This window comes from Achromobacter sp. GW823-FHT04E03 (assembly GCF_058796095.1).
The window spans coordinates 302,147-326,993 of sequence record NZ_JBXAIJ010000002.1 but is presented as its reverse complement, the minus strand read 5'-3'; the positions used below and the strand labels follow the sequence as shown (position 1 = coordinate 326,993).

24 protein-coding genes are annotated in these 24,847 nt (G+C 65.1%); 8 read left to right on the top strand and 16 right to left on the bottom strand.

The features are described 5' to 3' along the window. Positions 1-22: 22 nt before the first annotated feature. The 5 genes from AC1RHV_RS12815 to AC1RHV_RS12795 all read right to left on the bottom strand — a co-directional run bounded on the left by AC1RHV_RS12815 (position 23) and on the right by AC1RHV_RS12795 (position 4,326). On the bottom strand, positions 23-1,078 hold the full coding sequence (locus AC1RHV_RS12815) for a threonine aldolase family protein (RefSeq protein ID WP_054455757.1): 1,056 nt from the start codon (positions 1,076-1,078) through the stop codon (positions 23-25). Between the two features lie 5 nt (positions 1,079-1,083). Further along, positions 1,084-1,818 (bottom strand): amino acid ABC transporter ATP-binding protein, encoded by a 735-nt coding sequence (locus AC1RHV_RS12810; RefSeq protein WP_041652034.1) that lies wholly within the window; start codon positions 1,816-1,818, stop codon positions 1,084-1,086. 57 nt (positions 1,819-1,875) lie between these two features. Continuing rightward, positions 1,876-2,565: an amino acid ABC transporter permease gene (locus AC1RHV_RS12805; protein WP_054455759.1), complete on the bottom strand. Its 690-nt coding sequence runs from the start codon at positions 2,563-2,565 to the stop codon at positions 1,876-1,878. A 9-nt stretch (positions 2,566-2,574) separates the two neighbouring features. After that, the gene (locus tag AC1RHV_RS12800) at positions 2,575-3,321 is read right to left on the bottom strand and encodes an amino acid ABC transporter permease (RefSeq protein ID WP_054455762.1); all 747 of its coding nucleotides are present in this window, start codon (positions 3,319-3,321) and stop codon (positions 2,575-2,577) included. 93 nt (positions 3,322-3,414) lie between these two features. Beyond that, positions 3,415-4,326 carry an amino acid ABC transporter substrate-binding protein gene (locus AC1RHV_RS12795; RefSeq protein WP_054455764.1) on the bottom strand — a complete coding sequence of 304 codons (912 nt, stop codon included), beginning with the start codon at positions 4,324-4,326 and terminating at the stop codon, positions 3,415-3,417. A 171-nt stretch (positions 4,327-4,497) separates the two neighbouring features. On the opposite strand from AC1RHV_RS12795, the gene AC1RHV_RS12790 reads away from it, so the two are divergent. Further along, positions 4,498-5,430: a LysR substrate-binding domain-containing protein gene (locus AC1RHV_RS12790; protein ID WP_082401101.1), complete on the top strand. Its 933-nt coding sequence runs from the start codon at positions 4,498-4,500 to the stop codon at positions 5,428-5,430. 18 nt (positions 5,431-5,448) lie between these two features. Here the strand turns inward: AC1RHV_RS12790 and AC1RHV_RS12785 are convergent, their stop codons facing one another. Continuing rightward, on the bottom strand, positions 5,449-6,123 hold the full coding sequence (locus AC1RHV_RS12785) for a flavin reductase family protein (protein WP_054455767.1): 675 nt from the start codon (positions 6,121-6,123) through the stop codon (positions 5,449-5,451). Positions 6,124-6,140: 17 nt separating this feature from the next. After that, positions 6,141-6,623 carry a VOC family protein gene (locus tag AC1RHV_RS12780; RefSeq protein ID WP_054455770.1) on the bottom strand — a complete coding sequence of 161 codons (483 nt, stop codon included), beginning with the start codon at positions 6,621-6,623 and terminating at the stop codon, positions 6,141-6,143. 165 nt (positions 6,624-6,788) lie between these two features. Here AC1RHV_RS12780 and AC1RHV_RS12775 point away from each other — a divergent pair, with 165 nt between their 5' ends. Continuing rightward, entirely contained in the window at positions 6,789-7,712 is a 924-nt protein-coding gene (locus AC1RHV_RS12775) for a LysR family transcriptional regulator (protein ID WP_175181611.1), read from the top strand. Here AC1RHV_RS12775 and AC1RHV_RS12770 read toward each other — a convergent pair. The 6 genes from AC1RHV_RS12770 to AC1RHV_RS12745 all read right to left on the bottom strand — a co-directional run bounded on the left by AC1RHV_RS12770 (position 7,709) and on the right by AC1RHV_RS12745 (position 13,700). Continuing rightward, positions 7,709-8,176 (bottom strand): DoxX family protein, encoded by a 468-nt coding sequence (locus tag AC1RHV_RS12770; RefSeq protein WP_492300967.1) that lies wholly within the window; start codon positions 8,174-8,176, stop codon positions 7,709-7,711. The two genes, AC1RHV_RS12775 and AC1RHV_RS12770, sit on opposite strands and share 4 nt — an antisense overlap. Before the next feature lie 11 nt (positions 8,177-8,187). Then, on the bottom strand, positions 8,188-10,074 hold the full coding sequence (locus AC1RHV_RS12765) for an amidohydrolase (RefSeq protein WP_054455776.1): 1,887 nt from the start codon (positions 10,072-10,074) through the stop codon (positions 8,188-8,190). 127 nt (positions 10,075-10,201) lie between these two features. Then, complete coding sequence (locus AC1RHV_RS12760; RefSeq protein ID WP_175160116.1) at positions 10,202-10,465, bottom strand: XapX domain-containing protein; 264 nt, start codon at positions 10,463-10,465, stop codon at positions 10,202-10,204. 39 nt (positions 10,466-10,504) lie between these two features. After that, positions 10,505-11,209 (bottom strand): pirin family protein, encoded by a 705-nt coding sequence (locus AC1RHV_RS12755; RefSeq protein WP_054455780.1) that lies wholly within the window; start codon positions 11,207-11,209, stop codon positions 10,505-10,507. 81 nt (positions 11,210-11,290) lie between these two features. Then, positions 11,291-12,883 (bottom strand): MFS transporter, encoded by a 1,593-nt coding sequence (locus tag AC1RHV_RS12750; RefSeq protein WP_054455782.1) that lies wholly within the window; start codon positions 12,881-12,883, stop codon positions 11,291-11,293. 130 nt (positions 12,884-13,013) lie between these two features. Next, a complete protein-coding gene (locus AC1RHV_RS12745; RefSeq protein ID WP_088143563.1) occupies positions 13,014-13,700 on the bottom strand; it encodes a hydrolase in 687 nt (228 codons plus the stop codon). A gap of 316 nt (positions 13,701-14,016) precedes the next feature. On the opposite strand from AC1RHV_RS12745, the gene AC1RHV_RS12740 reads away from it, so the two are divergent. Beyond that, positions 14,017-14,940 carry a LysR family transcriptional regulator gene (locus tag AC1RHV_RS12740; RefSeq protein WP_119449782.1) on the top strand — a complete coding sequence of 308 codons (924 nt, stop codon included), beginning with the start codon at positions 14,017-14,019 and terminating at the stop codon, positions 14,938-14,940. 106 nt (positions 14,941-15,046) lie between these two features. Here the strand turns inward: AC1RHV_RS12740 and gyrB are convergent, their stop codons facing one another. The 3 genes from gyrB to dnaA form a co-directional block, all read right to left on the bottom strand. Next, a complete protein-coding gene (gene gyrB / locus AC1RHV_RS12735; protein WP_054455788.1) occupies positions 15,047-17,494 on the bottom strand; it encodes a DNA topoisomerase (ATP-hydrolyzing) subunit B in 2,448 nt (815 codons plus the stop codon). 95 nt (positions 17,495-17,589) lie between these two features. Further along, entirely contained in the window at positions 17,590-18,699 is a 1,110-nt protein-coding gene (dnaN, locus tag AC1RHV_RS12730) for a DNA polymerase III subunit beta (RefSeq protein WP_054455945.1), read from the bottom strand. A 2-nt stretch (positions 18,700-18,701) separates the two neighbouring features. Then, positions 18,702-20,168 carry a chromosomal replication initiator protein DnaA gene (gene dnaA, locus AC1RHV_RS12725; protein ID WP_054455790.1) on the bottom strand — a complete coding sequence of 489 codons (1,467 nt, stop codon included), beginning with the start codon at positions 20,166-20,168 and terminating at the stop codon, positions 18,702-18,704. Positions 20,169-20,564: 396 nt separating this feature from the next. Between dnaA and rpmH the strand changes: the two genes are divergently transcribed. From rpmH to AC1RHV_RS12700, 5 genes are all read left to right on the top strand, one after another. Next, positions 20,565-20,699: a 50S ribosomal protein L34 gene (gene rpmH / locus AC1RHV_RS12720; protein WP_003816025.1), complete on the top strand. Its 135-nt coding sequence runs from the start codon at positions 20,565-20,567 to the stop codon at positions 20,697-20,699. 52 nt (positions 20,700-20,751) lie between these two features. After that, positions 20,752-21,123, top strand: a complete 372-nt coding sequence (locus AC1RHV_RS12715) for a ribonuclease P protein component (RefSeq protein WP_013397083.1) — start codon at positions 20,752-20,754, stop codon at positions 21,121-21,123. Next, a complete protein-coding gene (gene yidD / locus AC1RHV_RS12710) occupies positions 21,120-21,392 on the top strand; it encodes a membrane protein insertion efficiency factor YidD (protein ID WP_059376344.1) in 273 nt (90 codons plus the stop codon). Before AC1RHV_RS12715 ends, yidD begins: the two co-directional genes overlap by 4 nt. Before the next feature lie 48 nt (positions 21,393-21,440). Beyond that, complete coding sequence (yidC, locus tag AC1RHV_RS12705; RefSeq protein ID WP_175181610.1) at positions 21,441-23,117, top strand: membrane protein insertase YidC; 1,677 nt, start codon at positions 21,441-21,443, stop codon at positions 23,115-23,117. A gap of 256 nt (positions 23,118-23,373) precedes the next feature. Beyond that, positions 23,374-24,822: a catalase gene (locus tag AC1RHV_RS12700; protein ID WP_492300961.1), complete on the top strand. Its 1,449-nt coding sequence runs from the start codon at positions 23,374-23,376 to the stop codon at positions 24,820-24,822. The last annotated feature ends 25 nt before the right edge of the window (positions 24,823-24,847 follow it).

Genomic DNA, 24,847 nt, shown 5'->3' with positions numbered 1-24,847 from the left:
CACCGCTGCTGAACGGAGCAGATCAGCCTGCGTTCAGCACCGTTTCGAAGGCCTGCACAGCCGCGTCGATGTCGGCGTCGCCGATGTGGCGGTGAGTCACGCAGCGCAGCCGCGTGCGGCCCCAGGGACGCACCAGCAAGCCCGCCGCCTGCAGGGCAGCCACCCACTCCGTGTTGCTCCTGCCCGTGTCGGCGGTTTCCACCTGCACGATGTTGGTCTGCGGTTCGGTGGCCGAAAGAGCCGGTCCCAGGCGGTTCACGCCCGCGCTCAGGCGGCGGGCGCGGACGTGGTCCTCCGCCAGCCGCCCGGTCATGGTCTGAACGCCTTCCAGGCCGGCCGCGGCCATGATGCCCGACTGGCGCTGCGTGCCGCCCAGCATGCGGCGCAGCACGCGCGCGCGGGCCATGACCGACTGGCTGCCGGCCAACACAGCGCCCACCGGCGCGCTCAGGCCCTTGGACAGGCACAGGGACACGGTATCGGCATGGCAGGCGATCTCGCCCGCGGCCACGCCCAGGGCCACGGCCGCGTTGTAAAGCCGCGCGCCATCCAGGTGCACCGGCACGCCTGCGGCACGCGCCAGGCCATGGACCGCCTGCATGTGATCAAGCGGCAGCACCGCGCCGGCCGCATTGTTGTGCGAGGTCTCCATCGTCACCAGCGCCGTCTTCAACCGGTGGCCGCCAGCCAGCAAAGCGTCCTCCAGGCGGTTCAGGTCCATGGCGCCATCAGAACCGGGCAGACCCAGGTAGAACGAGCCGGTGAACGTGGCCGCGCCGCGTTCGGACGTGTACATGTGGGCGGCCGACTCCAGCACCACCTGCTCATTGCGCTGCGTCTGCGCCAGCACCGCCAGCAGGTTGGCCATGGTGCAGCTGGGCACGAACAGCCCGCCTTCTTTGCCCAACTGCGCGGCCACATACGCCTCGAGCTCGCGCACGGTAGGGTCGCCGTCCAGGCCGTCATCGCCGATGGGTGCGGTGCGCATGCGTTCATACATGGCCGCGGTGGGATGGGTGACCGTGTCGCTGCGCAGGTCGACGGGTGCGCGGGCGGCGGCGGAGGAGGTCTGGGTCATGGCTGTCAGTGCTGCAGGATTTTGGAAAGAAACTGGCGCGTGCGCGGCGCACGCTCCTCTACATCGCCGAAGAACTGCTCCTTGTCGCAGTCTTCCACGATCTTGCCGCCGTCCATGAAGATCACACGGTCGGCGACGCGGCGGGCGAATCCCATTTCGTGGGTCACCACCATCATCGTCATGCCTTCGGCGGCCAGGTCGGTCATCACGTCCAGCACTTCGTTGACCATCTCCGGATCCAGCGCCGAAGTCGGCTCGTCGAACAGCATCACCACCGGGTCCATCGACAGCGCGCGCGCGATCGCCACGCGCTGCTGCTGGCCGCCCGACAGCTCGCCGGGGTGCTTGTCCTTGTGCGCCGACAGGCCCACGCGCTCCAGCAGGGCCAGCGCGCGCTGGCGGGCTTCGTCCTTGCCGCGCTTGAGCACCTTGAGCTGGCCCAGGCACAGGTTCTCCGTCACCGACAGGTGCGGGAACAGCTCGAAATGCTGGAACACCATGCCGGCCACCGCGCGCAGCTTGGGCAGGTTGGTACGCGGATCGCCCACCGAAATGCCGTTGACCTGGATCTCGCCCTTCTGGAAGGGCTCCAGCGCGTTCACGGTCTTGATCAGCGTGGACTTGCCCGAACCCGACGGCCCGCACACCACCACGACTTCGCCGCGGCCCACGGTGGTGGAGCAATCGTCCAGCACCTGGAAGTCGCCATACCACTTGCTGACCTGCTTGATCGCTATCATCGGGGGCTTGGAAGAGAGTTGCATTGTTGAAACCTGTGGATAACTGGAAGCGCTGCGCTAGCGCAGCACCCGCGTGCGCTTTTCCAGCAACTTGACCAGGCGGGACGCCGTGAAGCAGATCACGAAATACACCACCGCCACGAATAGATAGAGCTCCACCAGACGGCCGTCGCGCTGACCGATCTTGGCCGCCGCGCCGAGGAAGTCGGTGAGAGACAGCACATACACCAGCGAGGTGTCCTGGAACAGGATGATGATGCGGGTCAAAAGCGCGGGCAGCATGTTGCGGAACGCCTGCGGCAAAACCACGTAGCGCATGCCCTGCCAGTGGTTCAGCCCCAGCGCCATGCTGGCCGACACCTGGCCGCGCGCGATGGACTGGATGCCCGCGCGCATGATTTCGCAGAAGTACGCGGCCTCGAACAAGGTGAAGGTGATCACCGCCGAATTGAACGCCCCCACGCGCAGCGGCGTGGGCGACCCCACCACCCAGGCGGCAATGTAGGGCATCAGGAAGTAGAACCAGAAGATCACCAGCAGAAGCGGGATCGAGCGCATCACGTTCACGTAGATGCCCGCCGGCACCGACAGGATCTTGAAGCGCGACAGCCGCATCATGGCCAACAGCGTGCCCAGCGCCAGGCCCATCACGCCCGCCAGCGCGGTCAGCGTGAGCGTGAAGGTCATGCCCGTCTTGAACAGATAGGGCAGCGCCGCCCAGATCACGTCGAAATCGAATTTGCCCATGGTGTCGTCCTAGGGCCTTTTCGCCGAACCGATCAGTCCGGGCACCGCAACATGGCGTTCGAGCAGGCGCATGCCCAGCACCACCACGCCGTTGATGATCAGGTAGATCACCGTGGCGGCGGAAAACGCCTCGAAGATGTGGAAGCTGAATTCCGCCATCGAGCGCGCCTGGCCGGTCAGCTCCAAGAGCCCTATCGTCAGCGCCACCGACGAATACTTGATGGTGCCCATGAACTCGGAGGTCAGGGGCGGCAGCACGATGCGGAAGGCTTCCGGCAGGATGATGTAGCGGTACACCTGCGCCTCGGTCAGGCCCAGCGCCGTGCCCGCCTGGAACTGGCCGCGCGGCAGCGACTGTATGCCCGCGCGCAGCTGCTCGGCCACGCGCGCCGATCCATAGAACCCCAGGCACAGCACCGCGGGAACGAACTGGCCCCAGGGTTGCGGCATCTGCTTCATGGCCAGGCCCCAGGCATGCGGCAGCAATTCGGGCAACACGAAGTACCACAGGAACATCTGCACCAGCAGCGGGATGTTGCGAAACACCTCCACATAGGTCGCGCCCAGCGCATTCATCAGGCGGGAGCTGGCGGTGCGCATCACGCCCAGCACTGATCCCAGCAATAGCGAGAACACCCACGCCGTCAGGGCCAGCGCCAAGGTCCAGCCCACGCCGATGAAGATCGTCTCCAGAAAGGTATGCACGCCGTCCGGCGACATATCCAGGAAGACGCTCCAGCTCCAGTTGTAATTCATGCCCCGTCCCTTGATGGCGATGCCCGCCGCGCCTGGCGGCCAGCGTCCTTGCTAGCAAGCCGCGGGACGCCAGGCGTCCCGCGCACAGCCTGCTTACTCGTACGCCTTGGGATCGCCGGAATCGGTCGGATTGGCCAGCGCGCGCTTGAGCGCATCGCTCATCGGGTACTTCAGGTTGATCTGCTTGGGCGGGATCGGCGCATTGAAGTACTTGTCGTAGATCGCGGCCACCTTGCCCGTCTTGATCAGGTCGCGCACGGCATCGTCCACCACCTTCTTGAAGGCCGGGTCGTCCTTGGGTTCCATGATGCCGTAGGGCGCCATTTCCAGGCCCTTGGTGCCGATCACGAAGGCGTCGGGATTCTTCGACGACGCCACCGCGCCATAAGCGATGCCGTCGTCGTTGGCCGAGCCCGCGGCGCGGCCGGATTCCACCATCAGGATGGTTTCGGCGGTGTCCTTGGTCGGCGCCATGGTGATACCCAGGTTGCCCTTGGCGTTCAGCTGCGAAATCAGCCGGAAGGTCTGGCCGCCGGCCTGCGCAGCAATGGATTTGCCGCGGAAGGATTCCAGGTTGTTGGGATCCACGCCGCCGTCCTTGCGCGCCACCAGCACCACCTGCGCCACGAAGGTCGTAGGCGCGAACGACACCAGCTTGTGGCGTTCGAGGTTATTGGTGGTGTTGCCGCATTCCAGGTCGATGGTGCCGTTGGCCAGCAACGGAATGCGCGTGGCGGAAGTCGTCGGGTTGTAGCGCACTTCCAGCTTGGGCAGCTTCAGGGCGGCCTTCACGTACTGGGCGACTTCCTGGCAGATCTCCACTGTGTAACCGATCGGCTTCTGGTTGCCGTCCAGGTAGGCGAATGGGACCGAGGTCTCCGGATGGCCCAGCGTGATCACGCCGGTTTCCTTGATCTTGTCCAGGCGGCTGGGGCCTTCGGCGTGGGCGGTTGCGGCGCTGCCCAGGAAGGCCGCGGCGACGGAGATCGCAGCAAGTGCTTTCATCTGATTCCCTTGGCGCCGTTCGAGCGGCGCATGTTTATGTTCACGATCGACGGCGCCAGCCAGGCCGACACCCGCCTCGTCCCGCGATGAGCCCCGCGGCTGGCGAAAAGTATCAACTAGCGGTATGGTTTTATCCAGTTCCAATCGAGTATTCCTCTATACGGATTTGACATGGCAATTCCACGGATGGGCTTGAGACACATCGAGGCGTTCCGCGCCGTGATGATGACCGGCTCCATGACCGCCGCCGCACGGCGCGTGCACACCTCGCAGCCGCACGTTAGCCGCTTAATTGCGCAATTGGAAGCCATTACCCAGTTCGCCTTGTTCGACCGCAATGGCAGCCGCCTGACCCCGACGCAGGACGGCTCGCGCTTCTTCCAGGAAGTGGAAAAGACCTTCATCGGCCTGGCCGGCCTGGAATCGGCGGCGGCCAGCATCCGCTCGTTCAGCGCCAGCCGCCTGAGCGTAGCCGCCATGCCGCGGCTGGCAGGCGGGCTGCTGGCGCGCATCGTCGCGGCCTTCAAGACGGAATACCCGGACGTGATGGTGTCCATCCATTCCGGCAACGCCAGCACGGTGCACAACTGGATCAGTTCGGGGTTCTGCGACACGGGCCTGGCCATGCTGTCGGGAGATTCCCCCGGCATCCAGGTCGAGCCGGTATTGACCATGAGCTGCGTCGCGGTGGTACCCAAGGGCCATCGCCTGACCAAGCTGAAAAAGCTCAAGCCCGCGGACTTCGCCGGCGAGCCTTTCGTGGCCTTCACCAGCGGCACGCCGCTGCGCGAGAAAATCGACGCCGTGTTCAGGACAGCCAAGGTCGAACGCCAGACCGTCGCCGAGGCCGGCCTGGGTTCGTCGATCTGCGCCCTGGTCGGCGCAGGATTGGGCGTGGCGCTCATCAACCCGCTGGCCGCGCGCGAGGAATACGCCGCCCACAACGTCGAAATCCGCCCCTTCAGCCCCGCCGTGCCGGTGACGGTGGCGCTGCTGTACCCGCCGTACCATACGCGCACACGGCTGGTCAGCGTGTTTTCACGTTATGCGCACCAGCTCATGCAGGAAGAGATGGGGGATCTGAAGGCGCGGCCGGGGCGGTGACGCCGCGCGCTGGTGCCATCAGCGCTCTGCGGCCCCTTGCTCCAGATAGCGTTGGGCCTCGCCCGACTGCTTCAGCGCCTCCCACTGCGCCAGCGTCAACTGCGGCATCTGGAAAGCCGCCTGCGGCCGGCAATACCAGCCGGGGTTATGCAGCCGCGCCAGCAGGTCCATCGCGGGGCCATCCAGATACAGATGCTCCCGGTCCGCCACCACGTCATCGCGCACGTGCATGGCCGCGACTTGCGCCACGATCAGGCTGCGGCGGTCGATGCGCATCAGTTCATGCACGCGGCACTCGAACGCCACGGGCGACTGCGCCACCCAGGGCACTTCGATGCGCCGCGACGGCGACAGCTCCAGGCCAGCCTCACGGGACTCGTCCACGTCCGCCGGAAAATCCACCGCCGTCACGTTCATCCGGCCAGCCTGCGGGGCGGATACCAGACTCACGGTGAACTCGCCGCGTTCGGCGATGTTGCGCGCGGTGTCCTTGGGCGCGTCGCCGCGCACGCCGATGCCGACGCAGATCAGCGGCGGATCGCCCGACATCAGGTTAAAAAACGAGAACGGCGCCACGTTCGTCGTCCCTGCGGCGTCGCGCGACACGATCCAGGCGATGGGCCGCGGCACGATCGCCGCGGTCAGCAGCTTGTAGCGCGCCGGGCCCGCCAGGTCATTCAGATCGATGAACATGGCTTATCCCCAGCCCCTCAGTCCCGGCCCTGCGACGGCGCAGCGCCTTGCGCGGCCTTCGCGTCGGCAAAGGCGCGGTCGCTGCGCTTGCAACGGCAGCGGCCGATCTGGTGCAGCTCGATCAGGTTGCCCACCGGGTCGCGCAGGAACAGCTGCATGAGCTCGGGCGCGGCCACGTTGTCCAGCTTCCAATAGTCCACCGCAAGGCGCTGCAGTTCCGTCTCGGCCGCCGCGATATCGCGCACGGCCAGCGCCACGTGGTTTTCCACAGGATCACAGCCCGGACCTTGGGAATAGGGCGAGGGGCCGTCGCTGCCCAGCAGGTGGATCTGGCAGTCGTTGCCCATGTCCAGGAAGTACCCGGCGATGCCCGGAATCTCCCAGCGGCCACGGTCCGTGTCCAGTCCCAGCACGTCTCCGTAGAACGCGCCCATGGCCGCGACCTTGTCCAGCGACATGCGCACGGCGTGATGATGCAGTTCCAGAACTTCCAGCGCCATTTGTCTCTCCTCGTTTCTCATACGGCCTGCGCCCACGCGCGGCCACGGCTCGAATGTTGGTCCCGGACGAGATGCCGGGGAATGCCGTCTGGCGCAATCCAGAAGTGCAGCAGACGCAACCCTGAAACGCCCGCCCGGTTTGCCCGCCGCGCTATGCTTGGTCACATGAAACCGCTAGACCTGAATCTGCTATTGACCCTGGACGTCCTGATCCAGGAAGGCAGCGTCGTCGGCGCGGCGCGCCGGCTGAACCTGAGCACTCCCGCCATGAGCCGCAGCCTGGCGCGCATCCGCGAAGCCGTCGGCGACCCCGTGCTGGTACGCTCCGGCCGCGGCCTCGCGCCCACGCCTCGGGCGCTGGCCCTGCACGCGCAGGTGCGCCATGTGATCGAACAGGCGCAGGCCGTCTTCACGGCCTTCGGCGAGGACGTCAATCTGGCGACCCTGACGCGCGTCTTTACCTTGCGCGCCAACGATGTGTTCGTGGGCGGCTACGGCGGCCGGCTGCGCGAGCACCTGCGCCGCTACGCGCCCCGCGCCGTGCTGCGCTTCGTCTCCGAAGGCAATCACGACGCCGACGCGCTCAGCGGCGATGCCGACCTCTATATCGGTTCTTCCCAGAAGTTCGGCGCCGACATCAAGGTGCAGACCCTGTTCACCACCGCCTTCTGCGGACTGGCGCGCAAGGAACACCCGATCTTCAAGGCGCCCATCACCCCGCGGCGCTTCTGCGCCTACGACCACGTCAGCGTCTCGCGCCGGGGACGTGCGCACGGACCAATAGACGACACCCTGGAAGAACTGGGACTGGCGCGCCACGTCACGCTGATCACGCCCACCTTCCACGCCGCGATCTTCGCGCTGGCCGATTCCGACCTGGTGCTGCCGTCCATGCCCCAGAACCTGATGCCCGGCGTCGAACGCCTGGGCCTGAAGCTGAGCGCCTTCGAGGTGCCGGTGCCCATGCGCCCGGTCACCGTGGTGCAGGCCTGGCCGCCGCGGCTGGACAGCGACCCCGCCCACCGCTGGCTAAGGCAGACGATCAAGCAAGTTTGCGGCACGCCGCCGGATGCGGCAGCCGCCGCTTAGCAGCCGCTCAGGCTCCGGGCGCTGGCGGGCTTCGATTCCCGCAAATCCAGCCACGCCACCAGCAACAACCCGCCGGCCAACCCCAGGTGTTCAAAGAACGAGTTGGCCGCCATGAAGCGTTCCTGCCCCACCGGCATCTCCCAGAATCTCAGCGCGATCCCGGTCGCCACCAGTGTGAAGGCGGCCAGTGCCAGCGCACCCAGCCATCGCAACCGGCCCGTCAGGATCATGAGCGAAGCGACCAGTTCCAGCGCAATCACCAGCACCGCGAACAAAGGCTCGGGCGACAGCCCGAAATGCGCCATTTCGCGCAGCGCCCCCGGAAAATCGAAGAGCTTCACCAGCCCGCCCTGCAGGTAGGCGGCGCATAGCCCCAGATAGGCCAGGAACCGCAGCGCCGAGGCGCCGAACAGCGGGCGGGCCAAGCCGGCCAGCCGACGTTCCCATTGGAAAGCAGTGTTCATGGCCAACCTCCTCAGACAGCCCAGCAGGAGCAGCCCAGCGCGCCGAAGAAGCCCTGCAGATCGGAGCTGGGCGCATTGGATGCCCATGCGCGGGCATGGTCGTGTCCATGCAGGCCGCAAGAGCTGGCGCACGCGCAGGCCGCCATGTTGCGGTAGCCCAGCGAATTACGGCCGGCGCCGTCAGGATCGCCCCAGGCGCCATAGCCGCCGAACAGCCGGGTAGGCGACCAGTCGGGCATGGCGGGCGGCAGCGGGTTGTCGTCCAGCGGCGCGAACTCTCCCGCGCCGTAGACCACGCGCCCGCCCACCACGGTCAGGTCCGAGGTCAGGAAGGAGATCTCGTCCTCGGTGCAGCTGAAGTAGTCCTTGTCCGGCACGATGAAGTCGGCCAGCTGGCCGGGTTCGATGCGGCCGCGCTTGCCTTCCTCGTTGGAGAACCAGGCCACGTTCTCGGTCCACATGCGCAGCGCGGTCTCGCGGTCCAGGCAGTTGCGCGCAGGGTAGAGGCGGGTGCCGCCCACGGTCTTGCCGGTGACCATCCAGGACAAGGACACCCAGGGGTTATAGGACGCGACGCGGGTCGCATCGGTGCCGGCCGAGACCTTCACGCCGCGCTGCAGGATCTTGGCGACAGGCGGCGTGGCTTCGGCGGCCTTTGCGCCGTAGCGTTCGATGAAATACTCGCCCTGGTAGGCCATGCGGTGCTGCACGGCAATGCCGCCACCCAGCGCCGCGATGCGGTCGATCGATTTGTCGGAGATGGTCTCGGCGTGGTCGAAGAACCAGTTCAGCCCGGTCAGCGGCGTATCGCGATGCACTTTCTCGAACACGTCCAGCGCGCGCGAGATGGTCTCGTCGTAGGTGGCGTGCAAGCGCCATGGCCACTTGTTCTGCACCAGCACGCGCACGACCTCTTCCAGTTCGCCTTCCATCTCGGGCGGCATGTCCGGACGCTCGACGCGGAAGTCCTCGAAGTCGGCTGCCGAGAACACCAGCATTTCGCCCGCGCCGTTGTGGCGGAAGTAGTCGCTGCCCTGCTTGTACTTCACGCTCGACGTCCAGTTAAGAAAGTCCTCCTTTTCCTGCTTGGGCTTTTGCGTGAAGAGGTTATAGGCCAAACGCACCGTCATCTGATTCTCGTCGGCCAGCTTCTGGATCACGGCGTAGTCGTCCGGATAGTTCTGGAAGCCGCCGCCCGCATCGATCACGCCGGTCACGCCCAGCCGGTTCAGCTCGCGCATGAAGTGGCGCGTGGAGTTGACCTGGTAGTCGAAGGGCAGCTTGGGACCCTTGGCCAGCGTGGCGTACAGGATGGTCGCGTTGGGTTTGGCCAGCAGCAGCCCCGTGGGATTGCCCTGGCCATCGCGCATGATCTCGCCGCCCGGCGGATTGGGCGTGGTCTTGGTATAGCCCACCGCGCGCAGCGCAGCGCCGTTGAGCAGCGCGCGGTCATACAGGTGCAGGATGAACACCGGAGTGTCGGGCGCGATGGCGTTGATCTCTTCGATCGTGGGCAGGCGCTTCTCGGCGAACTGATGCTCGGTGAAGCCGCCCACCACGCGCACCCATTGCGGCGCGGGCGTGATCGCGACCTGGCGCTTCAACATGGCCATGGCGTCGGCCAGCGAGCGCACGCCGTCCCAGCGCAGCTCCATGTTGTAGTTCAGGCCGCCACGCACCACGTGGGTGTGATTGTCGAACAGGCCAGGCAAGGCCGCGCGGCGCTTCAGGTCGACGACCCGCGTGCCGGCGCCTGCCAGCGCCATGACTTCGGCATCGGAACCAACAGCCACGAAACGGCCGTTCTTGATCGCGACGGCGCTGGCCTGTGGCTTGCTGCGGTCCAGCGTGGTGATGCGGCCATTGTGGAAAATGACGTCCGGCGTGGCGTTGGACATGTTGGGGTCTCCTTTGGAACTGGCGATGGCGGGGCGTCCCAACATACCGTTGAGCGCCAGGGCGGAAGCTACACCGATAAGGTCGCGGCGGGTAGGCATGCAATATCTCCTGGATGCGGGAACCGGCTCAGCCGTGTTCCTTGTCTTGGGCCTGATGGCGGCCGGGCAATTGCCCGAGCACGTGGCTGACGGTTTTTTCCTTGTCGCAGGCGGCGACAAAGGCGGTACCGTTCAGCAGTTGCCTGCCCACCGGAATGACCTGTTCACCGACCAATATGCCCAGCAGGCCGATCAGCGCCACCAGCGGCGGGGCGGGCGAGCGGACCTGCAAAAGGCTGTAGACCACGCCGACCAGCAGTCCGGCGCCCAGGGAAAGCAGATAGATCTTCATGTGCGTCCTCGCGTTGTGTAGGGGTTATGAGCACGCCGCTCATGCGTGCGTATCGGCCAGGAGCACTTCGGCGTCGTCCAGGGCCATAAGGCGCACATCGGTTTCGTCCCGGATGGCGGCGCCGTCGCCTGAGCCGATCTCCACCCCGTTGACTTGCAATCTGCCCTTGGAGGCGACCAGATAGCCGCGGCGGCGGCCGCGCGCGAAGCGGTAGGTGGCGGCTTCGCCTGCTTTGAGCGCCACCGCAAGCACGCGCGCGTCGCTGCGGATGGGCAGCGCGTCTTCATCGCCGTCGATACCGCTGGCAAGCGTGATGAACTGGCCCTTGCAGGCTTCGCGGGTAAAGGACTTCCGGCCCCAGCTGGGCGGCGCGCCGCGGCGGTCGGGTTCGATCCAGATCTGGAACACATGCGCCGGACCGCCTTCCATATTGAATTCGGCATGCGTCACGCCACTGCCTGCGCTCACGACCTGCACCTCGCCAGCGCTGGTGCGGCCGCGATTGCCCAGATCGTCTTCATGGGTGAGCGCGCCTTCCCGCACGCAGGTGATGATTTCCACGTCAGCATGCAGCGAAGGCGGAAAGCCCGCGCCCGGTGCGATGGTTTCGTCGTTCCAAGCGCGCAGCGCGCCCCAGTTCATGCGTGCGGGGTCCTGGTAGGCCGCGAAGGAAAAGTGGTGCTTGGCATCGAGCCAGCCGCGGCGTTCGTGGCCCAGGCTCGCAAGCGGACGGCGCTCAATCATGGTGCGCCTCCGTCGCCGGGTTATCGCCGATCATGGCGGCATGCTTCATGTGGTTCATGGACGTGTTCCCGATGCTGCCCGTCAGCGCTTCAAGGCCAGGAAGTGATGCACCTCGGGCTTGTCCGGCCCCATGTGAAAGCGCAGCGCTTCCGCTTGCAGATCGGCATCGGCATGCGACACCCGGTGATGCTGGCGCAGATGTTCGGCCCAGGATTCGACGAAGAACCATTCGACCACCCGCTGCGGGTCATTGGTGTGCTCGACCACGCCCCAGGCATAGGCGCCGTCGCGCAGTCGCTCTTGCGACAGGCGTTGCATCGCATCCAGAAAGGCAGGGCGGTCTTCCTGGCGGATGCGGTACTCCACCTGCACCAGCACCGGACCGCGATCGTGGGCCACAGGCTCAGCGAGCAGCGGCTCCGGCCAGTGATTCGACGCCTGCAGATCCGCCTCGCCGACCGGCAGGCTGGCGCGGTGAAACAACAGCGCAACCGCGACCAGCCCGGCAGCGCTGACTGCCAGTGCATAGGGCACGCCGATCTCGCGCGCCACCAGGCCCCAGCCCAGGCTGCCAGCGGCCATCGCGCCGTTGAAGACCATCAGGTACACCGCCAGCCCGCGGCCGCGCACCCAGTTGGGCAGCACGGCCTGGGCCACGCCATTGAACGTGGTGAGCGCGGTGATCCAGCCCATGCCCAGCACTACCAGCATCAGCACGGCCAGCCATTGCGGCGGCGCGAACACCAGCACGGCCATGACCGCCGCGCTGGCCACCGACGCCAGCAGCACCAGCCCGTCGGCATTCAGGCGGGCGCCCAGCCTGGGCAGCAACAGGGCGCCGATGATGGCTCCTGCGCCCACCGCGCCCAGCAACACGCCATAAAAGCCCGAGGAGCCGCCCAGCATCTGCCGCGCCACCAGCGGCAGCAAGGCCCACACCGCGCTGGCGAACAGGAAGAAGACGGCGGCGCGCAGCAGCACGCGGTGCAGCTCCTTGCTGGCCCGCGTGTAGCGCAGGCCGGCGCGGAACGCGCCGAAGAAGTTCTCCGACAGCGCGCTATCGACGGCCGCGGGACGCTTCCACCACAGCAGTGCGGCAATGACGAACACGTAGCTCAGCACGTCCAGCCCGTAGGTGACCGCCGCGCCGAAGCTGGCGAGGATCAGGCCGCCCGCCGCCGGACCGATGGCGCGCGCGATATTGATGCCCAGCGAGTTCAGCGCCACCGCGCCCTTGAGTTCTTCGCGCGGCACGAGTTCCGGGACGATGGATTGCCAGGTCGGCCCCATCAAGGCCGCGCCGATGCCGCCGACGAAGGTCAGGGCAATCAGGTAATCGACCGTCAGCGCGCCAAAATGCGACAGGAGCAGCAGCGTGCCGCTGACAGAGGCCAGCAGCAGCTGCACGAAGATCAGGAAGCGGCGCCGGTCCAGGATGTCGGACAGCACGCCGGCGGGAATTGCCAGCAGGAAGATGGGCAGGGTCGCAGCAGTCTGGATCAGCGCCACCGCGGCCGGGCTGGCCGACAGATCGGTCACCAGCCAGGAACTGGCCACGTCCCGCATGAAGCTGCCCACGTTGCCCAGCACGGTCGCGGCCCACAGCACGGCGAATACGGACTGGCGCAAGGGCGCGAAAGTGCCGCGCGCGGCGGGATTCTTCTGGTCTGGCATGGGACTCTCCTGGATCGCGCCAGGCGGCATTCGGACCCGCAAGTCCCGCCGCCCGCCGTGTTCAAAACGCCGTGTTCAAAGACAAGGCGCCGGACCGGCCAGACGCTGTCTGGACGATCCGGCTTGCGGTTTACTTGGCGGGGTTGGGGCCGATGCGTTCGCCGTGCTGCACGCGCTCTGCCAGCTTGTGCACGTGGGTGACGGCGTAGTCGATGCCCATGCCGTAGGCGCCGGAGTGTTCCTTGACGATGCCGGTGACGGCGTCATAGGTTTCCTTGCGGGCCCAGTCGCGCTGCCATTCCAGCATCACCTGCAACCAGGTCATCGGCACGGCGCCGGCCTGCACCATGCGGTCCATGGCGTACTTGTGCGCGTCCACCGAGGTGCCGCCCGAAGCATCAGCCACCATGTAGATTTCGTACTCGCCTTCCAGCATGGCGCACAGCGCGAAGGTGGTGTTGCAGACTTCGGTCCACAGGCCGGCAACGATGACCTTCTTGCGGCCATTGGCGGCCAGCGCGTCACGCACGTTCTGGTCGTCCCAGGAATTCATGGAGGTGCGCTCCAGGATCTTGTGCTCCGGGAACACGGCCAGCAGTTCGGGGTAGGTATTGCCGGAGAAGCTGTCGGTTTCGACGGTGGTGATGGTGGTGGGGATATTGAAGGCGCGTGCGGCCTTGGCCAGGCCCACCACGTTGTTCTTCAGGGTCTGGCGGTCGATGGATTGCACGCCGAAGGCCATCTGCGGCTGCTGGTCGATGAAGATGATCTGGCTGTTCTGCGGGGTCAGGACTTCGAGGTATTTGTTGGCGGACATGGCGGATCTCTCTTTAAGGAAAACTATCAAATAGAGCGGCAGCAAAGAATTCGGTGTAGCTGGCAAACCATTCCGGTCTGCCCCGTTGCGACGATGGCGGGGTGCCGCTGGAAGGTCCCGTGCATCTCGTCTGTCGGTGTATGCATAGTAGGGAGAGGCCGCTTTCCTGAGAACCCGCAGCATGGAATTCCATCCTTTCCATTTTTTGCATGATGACCATGGCGTGACAGTCTCTGCTGCACTGCGTTCAACACCATTCTTGTCCATGCCATAGGCAGGGGCTATCATCGGCGCGGGCATTTCCCGAGAACACAAGATGAGCAAGCTGCCGGATTTAGAGGGTTGGGCGATCTTCGCCAAGGTCGCCGATACAGGGTCGTTCGCCAAGGCGGCGGCCGAGTTCGGCTTGGCGCAGGCCACGGTTTCCAAGACCATCAGCCGTCTGGAAGCGCGCATGAAGACCACGCTGTTTCATCGCACCTCCCGCAGCATGACCTTGACCGAATCCGGCTACGCGGCGCTGGAACGCGCAGCGCGCATATTGGAGGAAGGCGAGGCCGTCGAATCCGAGGTGACGGAAAAGTCGAGCAGCCTGCGCGGCAAGATCAGGCTGTCCGCGCCCATGTCCTTTGGGGTCACGCATCTGGCGCCGATGCTGCCGCCATTCATGCAGGCCAATCCCGACGTGGCCCTGGAAATCGAATTCAGCGACAAGCAGGCCGACCTGGTCTCGGAACGCTTCGACCTGGCGCTGCGCATCTCCAACCTGGTGGACTCGACGCTGCTGGCGCGGCGGCTCTGCTCGGTGCGCATCCTGCTGGTGGGCGCGCCCAGCTACTTCAAGCGCGCGGGACGCCCCAAGCATCCAAAGGACCTGGCGCAGCACACGGCGCTGCAATACATGTATGCGCGCAACGGCGCGAGCTGGCGCTTCCGCCATGAAAAACACGGCGAGTTTTCGCAGTCGCTGCCGGTGCACCTGAACGTGAACAACGCCGAAGCCCTGACGCCGGCGCTGCAGGCGGGCATGGGTCTGGCCCTGCAGCCCGAGTTCCTGGCGTGGAAGGATTTGCAATCGGGCGCGCTGGAAACCGTGATGGACGACTGGCAGGTGGATCCCATCGCCCTGCACATCGTCACCCCGCCTGGCCGCCGCCGGCCGGCCCGGGTGCAGGCGTTCATTGAATATCTGGCCGAGCGCTTGACGGCCGAGCCTTGGGCCAATGATGTGCAGGTGTAGAAGGATTGCGTTGTCCGGGCCGCGCCGGACTGGCGCATGAAAAAGGGGCTGCGCAAGGCAGCCCCTTTTCTATGGCGTCCAGGATCTCTGTCGAGATCCAGCGCGATCAGGCGTCGATATTCCCCGCCGACAACGCATGCGTCTCGATGAAGTTGCGGCGCGGTTCGACGTCGTCGCCCATCAGCGTGGTGAAGACCTCGTCGGCCGCGATGGCGTCCTCGATCTGCACGCGCAACAAACGGCGCACCTTCGGGTCCATGGTGGTTTCCCACAGCTGTTCCGGGTTCATTTCGCCGAGACCCTTGTAGCGCTGCTTGGAGATGCTGCGGTCGGCTTCGCTGCGCAGCCACTGCATGGCTTCGCGGAAATCGGACACGGTCTGTTCCTTGCGCTTGTCGCCTTCGCCGCGGGCGGCCAGCGAACGCGCGCCGACCTTGCCGGAGAAGCTCTTGGCGGCCTTGGACAGGACCGCGTAGTCCGAACCGTTGACGAAGTCCGCATCGATGATGCTCACGCGCACGTTGCCGTGGTGCATGCGCTGCACCGACAGACGATGGCGCTCGGTGGATTCGTCGAACTCCGGCACGACTTCCACGCCGTTGCCGCTGACCGGGTCGCGCATGGCGTCGGCCAGGCGGCGGGCGGAATCGGCGGTGGACTCGGCCGATTCCAGGTTGATCTCCACGCCTTCGGCCATGGCCGACAGCGCGCCTACGTCGAATACGCGCGACAGGCGCGCGATCACGGCATCGGCCGCGACGTACTGGCGGGCCAGGTCGTTGAGTTCGTCGCCGCGGATGATGTTGCCGCCCGAGATGATCTCGGCATCCTTAAGCGCCAGTTGCAGCATGAACTGCGCTTCTTCCTGGTCGTCTTTCAGATAGCGTTCTTCGCGGCCGACCTTGACCTTGTACAGCGGCGGCTGGGCGATATACACGTAGCCGCGCTGCACCAGTTCAGGCATCTGACGGTACAGCAGCGTCAGCAGCAGGGTGCGGATGTGCGCGCCGTCCACGTCCGCGTCGGTCATGATGATGAGGCGGTGGTAGCGCAGCTTGTCGACGTTGAAGTCAGGACCAATGCTGGTGCCCAGCGCGGTGATCAGCGTGGCGATCTGCTCGCTGGCGATCAGGCGGTCGAAACGCGCCTTCTCGACGTTCAGCACCTTGCCGCGCAACGGCAGGATGGCCTGGAACTTGCGGTCGCGGCCTTGCTTGGCCGAGCCGCCTGCGGAGTCACCCTCGACGATGTACAGCTCGCACAGCGCGGGGTCCTTTTCCTGGCAGTCGGCCAGCTTGCCGGGCAGGCCTGCGCCTTCCAGCACGCTCTTGCGGCGCGTCATTTCGCGCGCCTTGCGCGCGGCTTCGCGGGCGCGGGCGGCTTCGACGATCTTGGCGCACAGCGCCTTGGCGTCGTTCGGGTGTTCCAGCAGCCAGGTTTCCAGCGTGCGCGCCACGGCTTCTTCAACCGCCGGACGCACTTCGCTGGAGACCAGCTTGTCCTTGGTCTGGCTGCTGAACTTGGGCTCGGGCACCTTCACCGACAGCACGCAGGCCAGGCCTTCGCGCATGTCGTCGCCGGACGTCTCGACCTTGGCCTTCTTGGCCAGTTCGTTGTCGGTGATGTACTTGTTGATGATGCGGGTCATCGCCGCGCGCAGGCCGGTCAGGTGCGAGCCGCCGTCGCGCTGCGGAATGTTGTTGGTGAAGCACAGCACGCTTTCGCTGTAGCTGTCGTTCCACTGCATCGCCACTTCGACGCCGACCGGCACGCCGCCCGCCGAGGACTCGGTGGTGACCGAGAACACGTTCGGGTGCAGCACGGTCTTGCTGCGATTGATGTATTCGACGAAGCCCTTCACGCCGCCGGAGAAGGCGAAGTTCTCTTCCTTGCCCTGGCGCTGGTCGATCAGGCGGATCTTCACGCCATTGTTCAGGAACGACAGTTCGCGCAGGCGCTTCGAGAGGATCTCGTAGTGGTACTCGATGTTGTTGAAGATGATCGGGTCGGCCAAAAAGCGCACTTCGGTGCCGCGCTTGTCGGTCGTGCCGGTCACGGCCAGGGGCGCGACGCGCTCGCCCTGGCGGAACTCCATCTGGTGCACTTCGCCGTTGCGGCGGATGGTCAGCCGCAGCCATTCGGACAGCGCGTTCACGCAAGACACGCCCACGCCGTGCAGGCCGCCGGACACCTTGTAGGAGTTCTGGTCGAACTTGCCGCCAGCGTGCAGTTCGGTCATGACGATTTCGGCCGCGCTGCGGTGGAATTCGTCATCCTTGTGGATGTCGGTGGGGATGCCGCGGCCGTTGTCGGTGACCGAGATCGAGTTGTCGGTGTGGATCGTGACGACGATGTCGTCGCAGTAGCCGGCCAGGGCTTCGTCGATGGCGTTGTCGACGACTTCGAACACCATGTGGTGCAAGCCGGTGCCGTCGGATGTGTCGCCGATGTACATGCCGGGGCGCTTGCGCACGGCCTCCAGCCCCTTGAGCATCTTGATCGAGTCAGCGCCGTAGCCGCTGTTCTCGGGAGTGGTGTTCTGCTGATCTGACATGTCTGTATCGATAACGCTTTAAAGAACGGCCTGGCGGCCGGACCGCCCACGGGCCCTCGGGCCCGCAAGCGGCACAAACCCACGATGGGTGCGGATCAAATCCGCATGGGCATGACGACGTACTTGAACTGGTCGTCTTCGGGCAGGGTGATGAGCGCCGACGCGTTGGCATCGGGCATGACCGACCACTGGATGTTGTCCACCTTGACGTTGGACAGCACGTCGAGCAGGTAGCCGACGTTGAAGCCCACATCGAGGGCTTCATGGCCGTAGTCGATGTCGATTTCTTCCTGCGCCTCTTCCTGCTCGGCGTTGGAGGACGAGATCTTCATCTGGTTCTGCGCCAGTTGCAGGCGCACGCCCTTGAACTTGTCGGTGGTCAGGATGGCGGCGCGCTGCAGGCTGCCCTGGAGGGCTTCGCGGCCGACCAGGAAATGGCGCGTGTAGTTCGTCGGGATCACGCGCGTGAAGTCCGGGAACTTGCCTTCCACCAGCTTGGAGACGAGCTCCACGTCGCCGAAGCGGAAGCGGATCTGGCCCGGCGCCACGTCGATCGAAACCGGCTCGTCGGAGTCTTCCAGCAGGCGCTGCATTTCCAGCACGGTCTTGCGCGGCACGATCACTTCGTGGCGTTCGCTGATGCCGTCGGCTTCCGTCGAGCAGTGCGCCAGGCGGTGGCCATCGGTGGCGACCGCACGCACGCGGCCCGGTTCAAACACCAGCAGCATGCCGTTCAGGTAGTAGCGGATGTCCTGTTGCGCCATGGCGAAGTGCACCATGTTGAACAGGTGGCGCAGCGTGCGCTGCGGCATGGTCAGCGACACGTCCCACTGCTCGGGCTGAGCCACGGTGGGGAATTCGCTGGCGGCCAGCGTCTGCAGGGCGAAGCGGCTCTTGGCCGATTGCACCGACAGCTTGTTGCTGGCCAGCGCCAGGCGCACGTCGCCGGTGTCCGGCAGGGCCTTCAGGATATCCAGCAGCTTGCGCGCCGCGACCGTGGTGGATTCGTTGTCTTGACCCACGCCGAAGTCAGCATGGGTGGTGATCTGTACTTCCAGGTCGGTCGCAATGAAGGCAACCTTGTTGCCTTCCTTGCGCATCAGGATGTTCGCCAGGATGGGCAGGGTATGGCGTCTTTCGACGATGCCCGCCACAGTCGACAGCGGTTTCAGCAATGCATCGCGTGTGGTTTGTACGAGTTGCATGTTCATCCTTTTAGAGTTTGTTCCAACACGTGCAGGGTATGGTTGAGCTCCGCTTGCTTGGCGCGGGCGTCGGAAATCTTGCGTACGGCATGCAGCACGGTGGTGTGATCACGGCCACCGAACAGATCGCCGATTTCCGGCAGGCTTTTCTGGGTCAGCTCCTTCGCCAGGTACATCGCGACCTGGCGCGGCAAAGCGATATTGGCGGGCCGGCGTTTCGAGTACATGTCGGCCACTTTGATCTTGTAGAAATCCGCCACCGTCTTCTGGATGTTCTCCACGGTGATCTGGCCGTTGGACACGGACAGCAGGTCCTTCAGGGCTTCCTTGCAGACATCCACCGTCAGCACGTCGCGGCCGTGGAAGCGCGCATAGGCCAGCACCTTGCGCAGCGCGCCTTCCAGTTCGCGCACGTTGCTGCGCAGATGCTTGGCGATGAAGAACGCCACTTCCTCGGGCATGGGCACGCCTTCGGATTCCGCCTTGCGCAACAGGATCGCCACGCGCATTTCCAGTTCCGGCGGCTCGATGGCCACCGTCAGGCCGGAGTCGAAGCGCGAGATCAGGCGGCTGTCGATGCCCGACAGTTCCTTCGGATAGGTATCGCTGGTGATGATGATCTGCTTGCGCTGAGCCACCATCGCTTCGAACGCGTAGAAGAATTCTTCCTGCGTGCGGTTCTTGCCGGAGAAGAACTGGATATCGTCGATCAGCAGCAGGTCGAGCGAATGGTAATAACGCTTGAAGTCGTCGAACGCCTTGCGCTGGTAGGCCTTCACCACGTCCGACACGTATTGGTCGGCATGCACATAGCGCACGCGCACACCGGTCCCCGCCGCCACCATCGCATTGCCGATGGCGTGGATCAGGTGGGTCTTGCCCAGGCCCACGCCGCCGTACAGGAACAGCGGGTTGTAGGACGTGCCAGGGTTCTCGGCGACCTGCAACGCAGCGGCGCGCGCGAGCTGGTTCGCCTTACCCGTCACGAAGTTCTCGAACGTCAGATCGGTGTTCAGGCGCGAGCGCTCGTACACGATGCTTGCCGCGTCCGCGTTCACCGCTTGCGCGGCCTGCGCGGCCGCCGTGGTCGCCGGGGCTGCGGGTGCAGGCGTTACCGGGGCCATCGGTGGCGGCGCGCCGCCTGAAGGGGAAGCAGCGGACGGATACGCGGGCGCCGCGGGTGCGGCGCGTACGGGCGCGACCGGCATGCGCGGCGTGGCGCCTTGCGTCGGCAACTCGAACAGCACCTGCACCGGACGCTCGAACCACTCCGCGGCCAACGCTTCGATCTGGTGGGAAAAGTTCTTCCGTACCCAATCCAGTTTGAACCGGTTGGGAGCGGCAACGCGCAGCACCGCCTGCGTTTCGTCGTACGCAAGCGGGACCAGCGGTCGTATCCACGCGCTGATTTGTTGGGGGGGGAGTTCCTGCTCAAGACGACTGACGCAGGTCTGCCAGAATTCTTTCATGTCGCTCTTATTCAAACCTCGATTCTACCTTGCCTGGGCTGGGGTTATCCACAGGGTAGGGCATAAGCGTCCGTGCGGCGCAGTCTTAACTGTTTGACAAGACAGGGAAAACTTGCTGAAATGGTGGGCTTTTCCGAATTCTGTCTGTCAGAAGGTTCCACAGAGAGCTTAGCCGCGCTTTGTTGGCAGTGGTGTCTAACGATGCCTACCGCCCACGCAACTGCCTGGTTTTGCTTCTAATAGGTCGCCCGGGGTTTCCCGGTCAGAGCCCCGTCTACGAGCTGTTTTTTTGCACCTGTTGCAAAAATGCTCATTAGATACCCGCTTCCTGAATGCGCGACCAGGAACCCTTCCGGGCAGGTCCCTTCTGACTTTTGTTCTTTTTGTGGATCGTCCATGAAACGTACCTACCAACCTTCCGTTACCCGTCGCAAGCGCACCCATGGTTTCCGCGTGCGCATGAAAACCCGCGCTGGCCGCGCCATCCTGAATGCCCGCCGCGCCAAGGGCCGCAAGCGTCTGGCCGTCTAAGTCCTGTTTTTCCGGCTTGTCCGGAAAAGCCTGACGCCTGATTTTGCAGTCCATGCCGCGCTCCACGCTTCCGCCGGAGGCGCGGCTGCATCGCCCCTCCGAGTTCGCCGCCGCCCTCAAAGGCCGGCGTCTTGCCCGAGGGGCGTTCTTCATTGTGAGCGCGGCTCCCAATGATCTGCCTCCCGGCCAGGACGCCTGTGCGCGTCTGGGCCTGGTGATCGCCAAGCGGTTCGCCGCCCACGCCAGTACGCGCAACGCCATCAAGCGGGTCATCCGCGAGGCGTTCCGCCACCGGCGCCTGGGACTGCCGGCCAAAGATTACGTTGTGCGCCTGCATAGCAAGGTTGCGCCCGCCACGCTTACCGCGCTGAAACGCGCGGCAAGAGCCGAAGTGGACGCTCACTTTGAGCGGATAGCGCGATGATCAAGGCTTTACTCATTGCCCCGATCCGGTTCTACAGGTTTTTCCTGAGCCCCTGGATCGGCAGGCAGTGCCGCTTTACCCCGACCTGCTCGGCGTATGCGATCGAAGCGATCGAGCGCCACGGCGCCTGGCGCGGCTTCTGGCTGGCAGTCCGGCGCATCGGCCGCTGCCACCCTTGGTCGCCGGGCGGATTGGACCCGGTTCCGCCCTCCAAGGGAACCAATGGCCCCTCGTGCTGTTCCCACAGCCACCGCACCGAGCATGATTGACGCTAAACTGGCGGGCTTTGCTGGCCCGTATTCACCTCAGTAGGCACCATGGATATCCGACGAACCGTCCTCTGGATGATTTTTTCCTTCTCGCTGTTGCTCCTATGGAACAACTGGCAGATCCATAACGGCAAGCCGTCGCTGTTCGGCCCCACGCCTGCCGCCACCACGAGCGAGCCGCAGGCCGCCACGAACAACGCAACGCCTTCGGTGCCCAGCACGCCCGCCCCCGCGGCTGCCGCTGCGTCCGCCGTGCCCGGCGCCGCCGCGCCTGCTGCCGCGCGCTCGGAAGAAGTCGTCATCACGACCGACGTGCTGCGCCTGACGTTCGACACCATGGGCGCCCAGCTGGTGCGCGCCGAACTGCTGAAGTACCCGGCCACCGGCCAGCCCGACAAGCCCACGGTGCTGCTGGACCGCGCCGCTGGCCTGAACTACGTGGTGCAGACCGGCGTGGTCGGCGCCCCCAACGGCCAAAGCTTCCCCACGCACCAGACGCCTTTCCGCGTCGTGTCCTCGGAACGCCAGCTGACCGGCGACAACCTGGTGGTCGCCTTCGAGGGCGAATCCGGCGGCGTGAAGGTCACCAAGACGTTCACCCTGCACCGCGGCCGCTATGACATCGACGTGCGCCACGACCTGGCCAACGTCAGCGCCGGCCCCGTGTCGCCCGCCCTGTACCTGCAGCTCGAACGCGACGGCAACGACCCCGCCGACACGTCCAGCTTCTATCACACCTTCACCGGTTTCGCCGTCTACTCGGAACAGGACAAGTTCCAGAAGATCACCTTCAGCGACATCGAAAAGAAGAAGGCCAGCTACATCAAGCAATCGGACAACGGCTGGATCGCCGTGGTCCAGCACTACTTCGCCACCGCCTGGGTGCCCCCGCAGGGCAAGCCGCGCACCAACGAACTGCTGGAAGTGCAGAAGAACCTGTACGCCGCCCGCAGCATCGAGGCAGTGGGCGAGATCGCCCCTGGCGCCGCCACGCGCGTCGATTCGCACCTGTGGGTCGGTCCGCAAGACCAGAAGGCCATGGCCGCCCTGGCCCCCGGCCTGGAACTGGTGGTCGACTATGGCTGGCTGACCATCATCGCCAAGCCGCTGTTCAAGCTGATGACCTGGCTGCATTCCATCCTGGGCAACTGGGGCTGGACGATCGTGGCGCTGACCGTGCTGATCAAGGCCGTGTTCTACCCCCTGGCCGCCGCCAGCTACCGCTCCATGGCCCGCATGAAGCAGGTGGCTCCGCGCCTGCAGGCCCTGAAGGAAAAGTACGGCGACGACAAGCAGAAACTCAATGCGGCCATGATGGAGATGTACCGCACCGAAAAGATCAACCCGCTGGGCGGCTGCCTGCCCATGCTGGTGCAGATCCCGGTGTTCATCTCGCTGTACTGGGTGCTGCTGGCCAGCGTGGAAATGCGCGGCGCGCCGTGGATCCTGTGGGTGCACGACCTGTCGATCCGCGACCCGTACTTCATCCTGCCCGCCATCATGATGGCCACCATGTTCCTGCAGATCAAACTGAACCCGACGCCCCCGGACCCCGTCCAGGCCAAGGTCATGATGATCATGCCGCTGGTGTTCGGCGGGATGATGTTCTTCTTCCCGGCTGGCCTGGTGCTCTACTGGTGCGTCAACAACACCCTGTCGATCGCCCAGCAGTGGTCCATCACCCGCGCCATGCAGCGCAAGACGGAAGCCGCAGCCAACCGCTGATATCTGCTGCCGCGCAAGAAACCGGTCCCATGCGGACCGGTTTTTTTTCGCCTGGCGGCCGCCACCGATGCCGATTCCTGATTTTCTTGATAGTTATTCTTTATCAAGTTTTATAGATCAATCAACTTCACACGGTAAGGCAAGACCCCTATGATGTGTCGGAGATAGCCCCAGGCCGGCAATGCCGGGCTATCCCAGACACGGCGCGGGCCCCTCTGCGGCCCCCGCATTCCAGGCATTTCATAGGGAGTGTGCTATGACCGACAAGAAGACGCATCTGACCACCGCCGCTGGCGCGCCGGTGGCCGACAACAACAACACGCTGACTGCCGGCCCGCGCGGCCCGGCGCTGTTGGAAGACTTCTGGCTGATTGAAAAGCTCGCCCACTTCGACCGCGAACGCATCCCCGAACGCGTGGTGCACGCCAAGGGTTCGGGCGCCTATGGCACCCTCACTGTCACCCACGACATCTCGCGCTACACCCGCGCCAACCTCTTTTCCCAGGTCGGCAAGCAGACCCCGCTGTTCCTGCGTTTCTCGACCGTGGCCGGCGAGCGCGGCGCGGCTGACGCCGAACGCGACGTGCGCGGTTTCGCCATCAAGTTCTACACCGAGGAAGGCAACTGGGACCTGGTCGGCAACAACACGCCGGTCTTCTTCATCCGTGATCCGCTGAAATTCCCGGACTTCATCCACACCCAGAAGCGCGACCCCAAGACCAACCTGCGCAGCGCCACCGCCGCCTGGGACTTCTGGTCGCTCAATCCCGAATCGCTGCACCAGGTCACGACCCTGATGAGCGATCGCGGCATTCCCGCCAACCTGCGCCAGCAGCACGGCTTCGGTTCGCACACGTTCAGTTTCATTAACAAGGACGGCGAGCGCTTCTATGTGAAATTCCACTTCAAGTCGCAGCAAGGCATCGCCTGTCTGAACGACGAGGAAGCGGCGCAAGTGGTCGCCCATGACCGCGAAAGCTCGCAGCGCGACCTGTTCGAGAACATCGAAAAGGGCAACTTCCCGAAGTGGACGCTGAAGGTGCAGATCATGCCCGAGGCCGAAGCCGCGACTTACCATATCAACCCCTTCGACCTGACCAAGGTCTGGCCGCATGGCGACTATCCGCTGATCGAAGTCGGCGTGCTGGAGCTGAACAAGAACCCCGAGAACTACTTTGCCGAGGTCGAGCAGGCCGCCTTCACCCCGGCCAACGTGGTCCCCGGTATCGGATTCTCGCCGGACAAGATGCTGCAAGGCCGGCTGTTCTCCTACGGCGACACGCACCGCTATCGCCTGGGCATCAACCACCACCAGATCCCGGTGAACGCGCCGCGCTGCCCGTTTCACAGCTTCCACCGCGACGGCGCCGGCCGTGTCGACGGCAACGTCGGGGCGACGCTGAACTACGAGCCCAACAGCGCGGGCGAGTGGAAGGAAACCCCGTCGGCAGGCGAGCCGCCGCTGGCGCTGGACGGCCAGGCGGCAGCGCGCTGGAATCACCGCGTGGACGATGACTACTACTCGCAGCCGGGCGCCTTGTTCCGCCTGATGACGCCTGCACAGCAGGAGCTGCTGTTCGGCAACATCGGCCGCCACATGGCCGGCGTCCCGGAAGAAATCCAGCGCCGCCAGCTGGAACACTTCCGCAAAGCCGATCCCGCCTACGCCGCAGGCGTGGCCAAGGCGCTGGGACTGAAGCTGTAATCCGCGACGCGCCCATGCGCAAGGC

What these genes read in the sequence shown, in the direction of transcription:
- AC1RHV_RS12815 (WP_054455757.1), bottom strand. Translation starts at nt 1,078, where the DNA reads ATGACCCAGACCTCCTCCGCCGCCGCCCGCGCACCCGTCGACCTGCGC.
- AC1RHV_RS12810 (WP_041652034.1), bottom strand. Translation starts at nt 1,818, where the DNA reads ATGATAGCGATCAAGCAGGTCAGCAAGTGGTATGGCGACTTCCAGGTG.
- AC1RHV_RS12805 (WP_054455759.1), bottom strand. Translation starts at nt 2,565, where the DNA reads ATGGGCAAATTCGATTTCGACGTGATCTGGGCGGCGCTGCCCTATCTG.
- AC1RHV_RS12800 (WP_054455762.1), bottom strand. Translation starts at nt 3,321, where the DNA reads ATGAATTACAACTGGAGCTGGAGCGTCTTCCTGGATATGTCGCCGGAC.
- AC1RHV_RS12795 (WP_054455764.1), bottom strand. Translation starts at nt 4,326, where the DNA reads ATGAAAGCACTTGCTGCGATCTCCGTCGCCGCGGCCTTCCTGGGCAGC.
- AC1RHV_RS12790 (WP_082401101.1), top strand. Translation starts at nt 4,498, where the DNA reads ATGGCAATTCCACGGATGGGCTTGAGACACATCGAGGCGTTCCGCGCC.
- AC1RHV_RS12785 (WP_054455767.1), bottom strand. Translation starts at nt 6,123, where the DNA reads ATGTTCATCGATCTGAATGACCTGGCGGGCCCGGCGCGCTACAAGCTG.
- AC1RHV_RS12780 (WP_054455770.1), bottom strand. Translation starts at nt 6,623, where the DNA reads ATGGCGCTGGAAGTTCTGGAACTGCATCATCACGCCGTGCGCATGTCG.
- AC1RHV_RS12775 (WP_175181611.1), top strand. Translation starts at nt 6,789, where the DNA reads ATGAAACCGCTAGACCTGAATCTGCTATTGACCCTGGACGTCCTGATC.
- AC1RHV_RS12770 (WP_492300967.1), bottom strand. Translation starts at nt 8,176, where the DNA reads ATGAACACTGCTTTCCAATGGGAACGTCGGCTGGCCGGCTTGGCCCGC.
- AC1RHV_RS12765 (WP_054455776.1), bottom strand. Translation starts at nt 10,074, where the DNA reads ATGTCCAACGCCACGCCGGACGTCATTTTCCACAATGGCCGCATCACC.
- AC1RHV_RS12760 (WP_175160116.1), bottom strand. Translation starts at nt 10,465, where the DNA reads ATGAAGATCTATCTGCTTTCCCTGGGCGCCGGACTGCTGGTCGGCGTG.
- AC1RHV_RS12755 (WP_054455780.1), bottom strand. Translation starts at nt 11,209, where the DNA reads ATGATTGAGCGCCGTCCGCTTGCGAGCCTGGGCCACGAACGCCGCGGC.
- AC1RHV_RS12750 (WP_054455782.1), bottom strand. Translation starts at nt 12,883, where the DNA reads ATGCCAGACCAGAAGAATCCCGCCGCGCGCGGCACTTTCGCGCCCTTG.
- AC1RHV_RS12745 (WP_088143563.1), bottom strand. Translation starts at nt 13,700, where the DNA reads ATGTCCGCCAACAAATACCTCGAAGTCCTGACCCCGCAGAACAGCCAG.
- AC1RHV_RS12740 (WP_119449782.1), top strand. Translation starts at nt 14,017, where the DNA reads ATGAGCAAGCTGCCGGATTTAGAGGGTTGGGCGATCTTCGCCAAGGTC.
- gyrB (WP_054455788.1), bottom strand. Translation starts at nt 17,494, where the DNA reads ATGTCAGATCAGCAGAACACCACTCCCGAGAACAGCGGCTACGGCGCT.
- dnaN (WP_054455945.1), bottom strand. Translation starts at nt 18,699, where the DNA reads ATGCAACTCGTACAAACCACACGCGATGCATTGCTGAAACCGCTGTCG.
- dnaA (WP_054455790.1), bottom strand. Translation starts at nt 20,168, where the DNA reads ATGAAAGAATTCTGGCAGACCTGCGTCAGTCGTCTTGAGCAGGAACTC.
- rpmH (WP_003816025.1), top strand. Translation starts at nt 20,565, where the DNA reads ATGAAACGTACCTACCAACCTTCCGTTACCCGTCGCAAGCGCACCCAT.
- AC1RHV_RS12715 (WP_013397083.1), top strand. Translation starts at nt 20,752, where the DNA reads ATGCCGCGCTCCACGCTTCCGCCGGAGGCGCGGCTGCATCGCCCCTCC.
- yidD (WP_059376344.1), top strand. Translation starts at nt 21,120, where the DNA reads ATGATCAAGGCTTTACTCATTGCCCCGATCCGGTTCTACAGGTTTTTC.
- yidC (WP_175181610.1), top strand. Translation starts at nt 21,441, where the DNA reads ATGGATATCCGACGAACCGTCCTCTGGATGATTTTTTCCTTCTCGCTG.
- AC1RHV_RS12700 (WP_492300961.1), top strand. Translation starts at nt 23,374, where the DNA reads ATGACCGACAAGAAGACGCATCTGACCACCGCCGCTGGCGCGCCGGTG.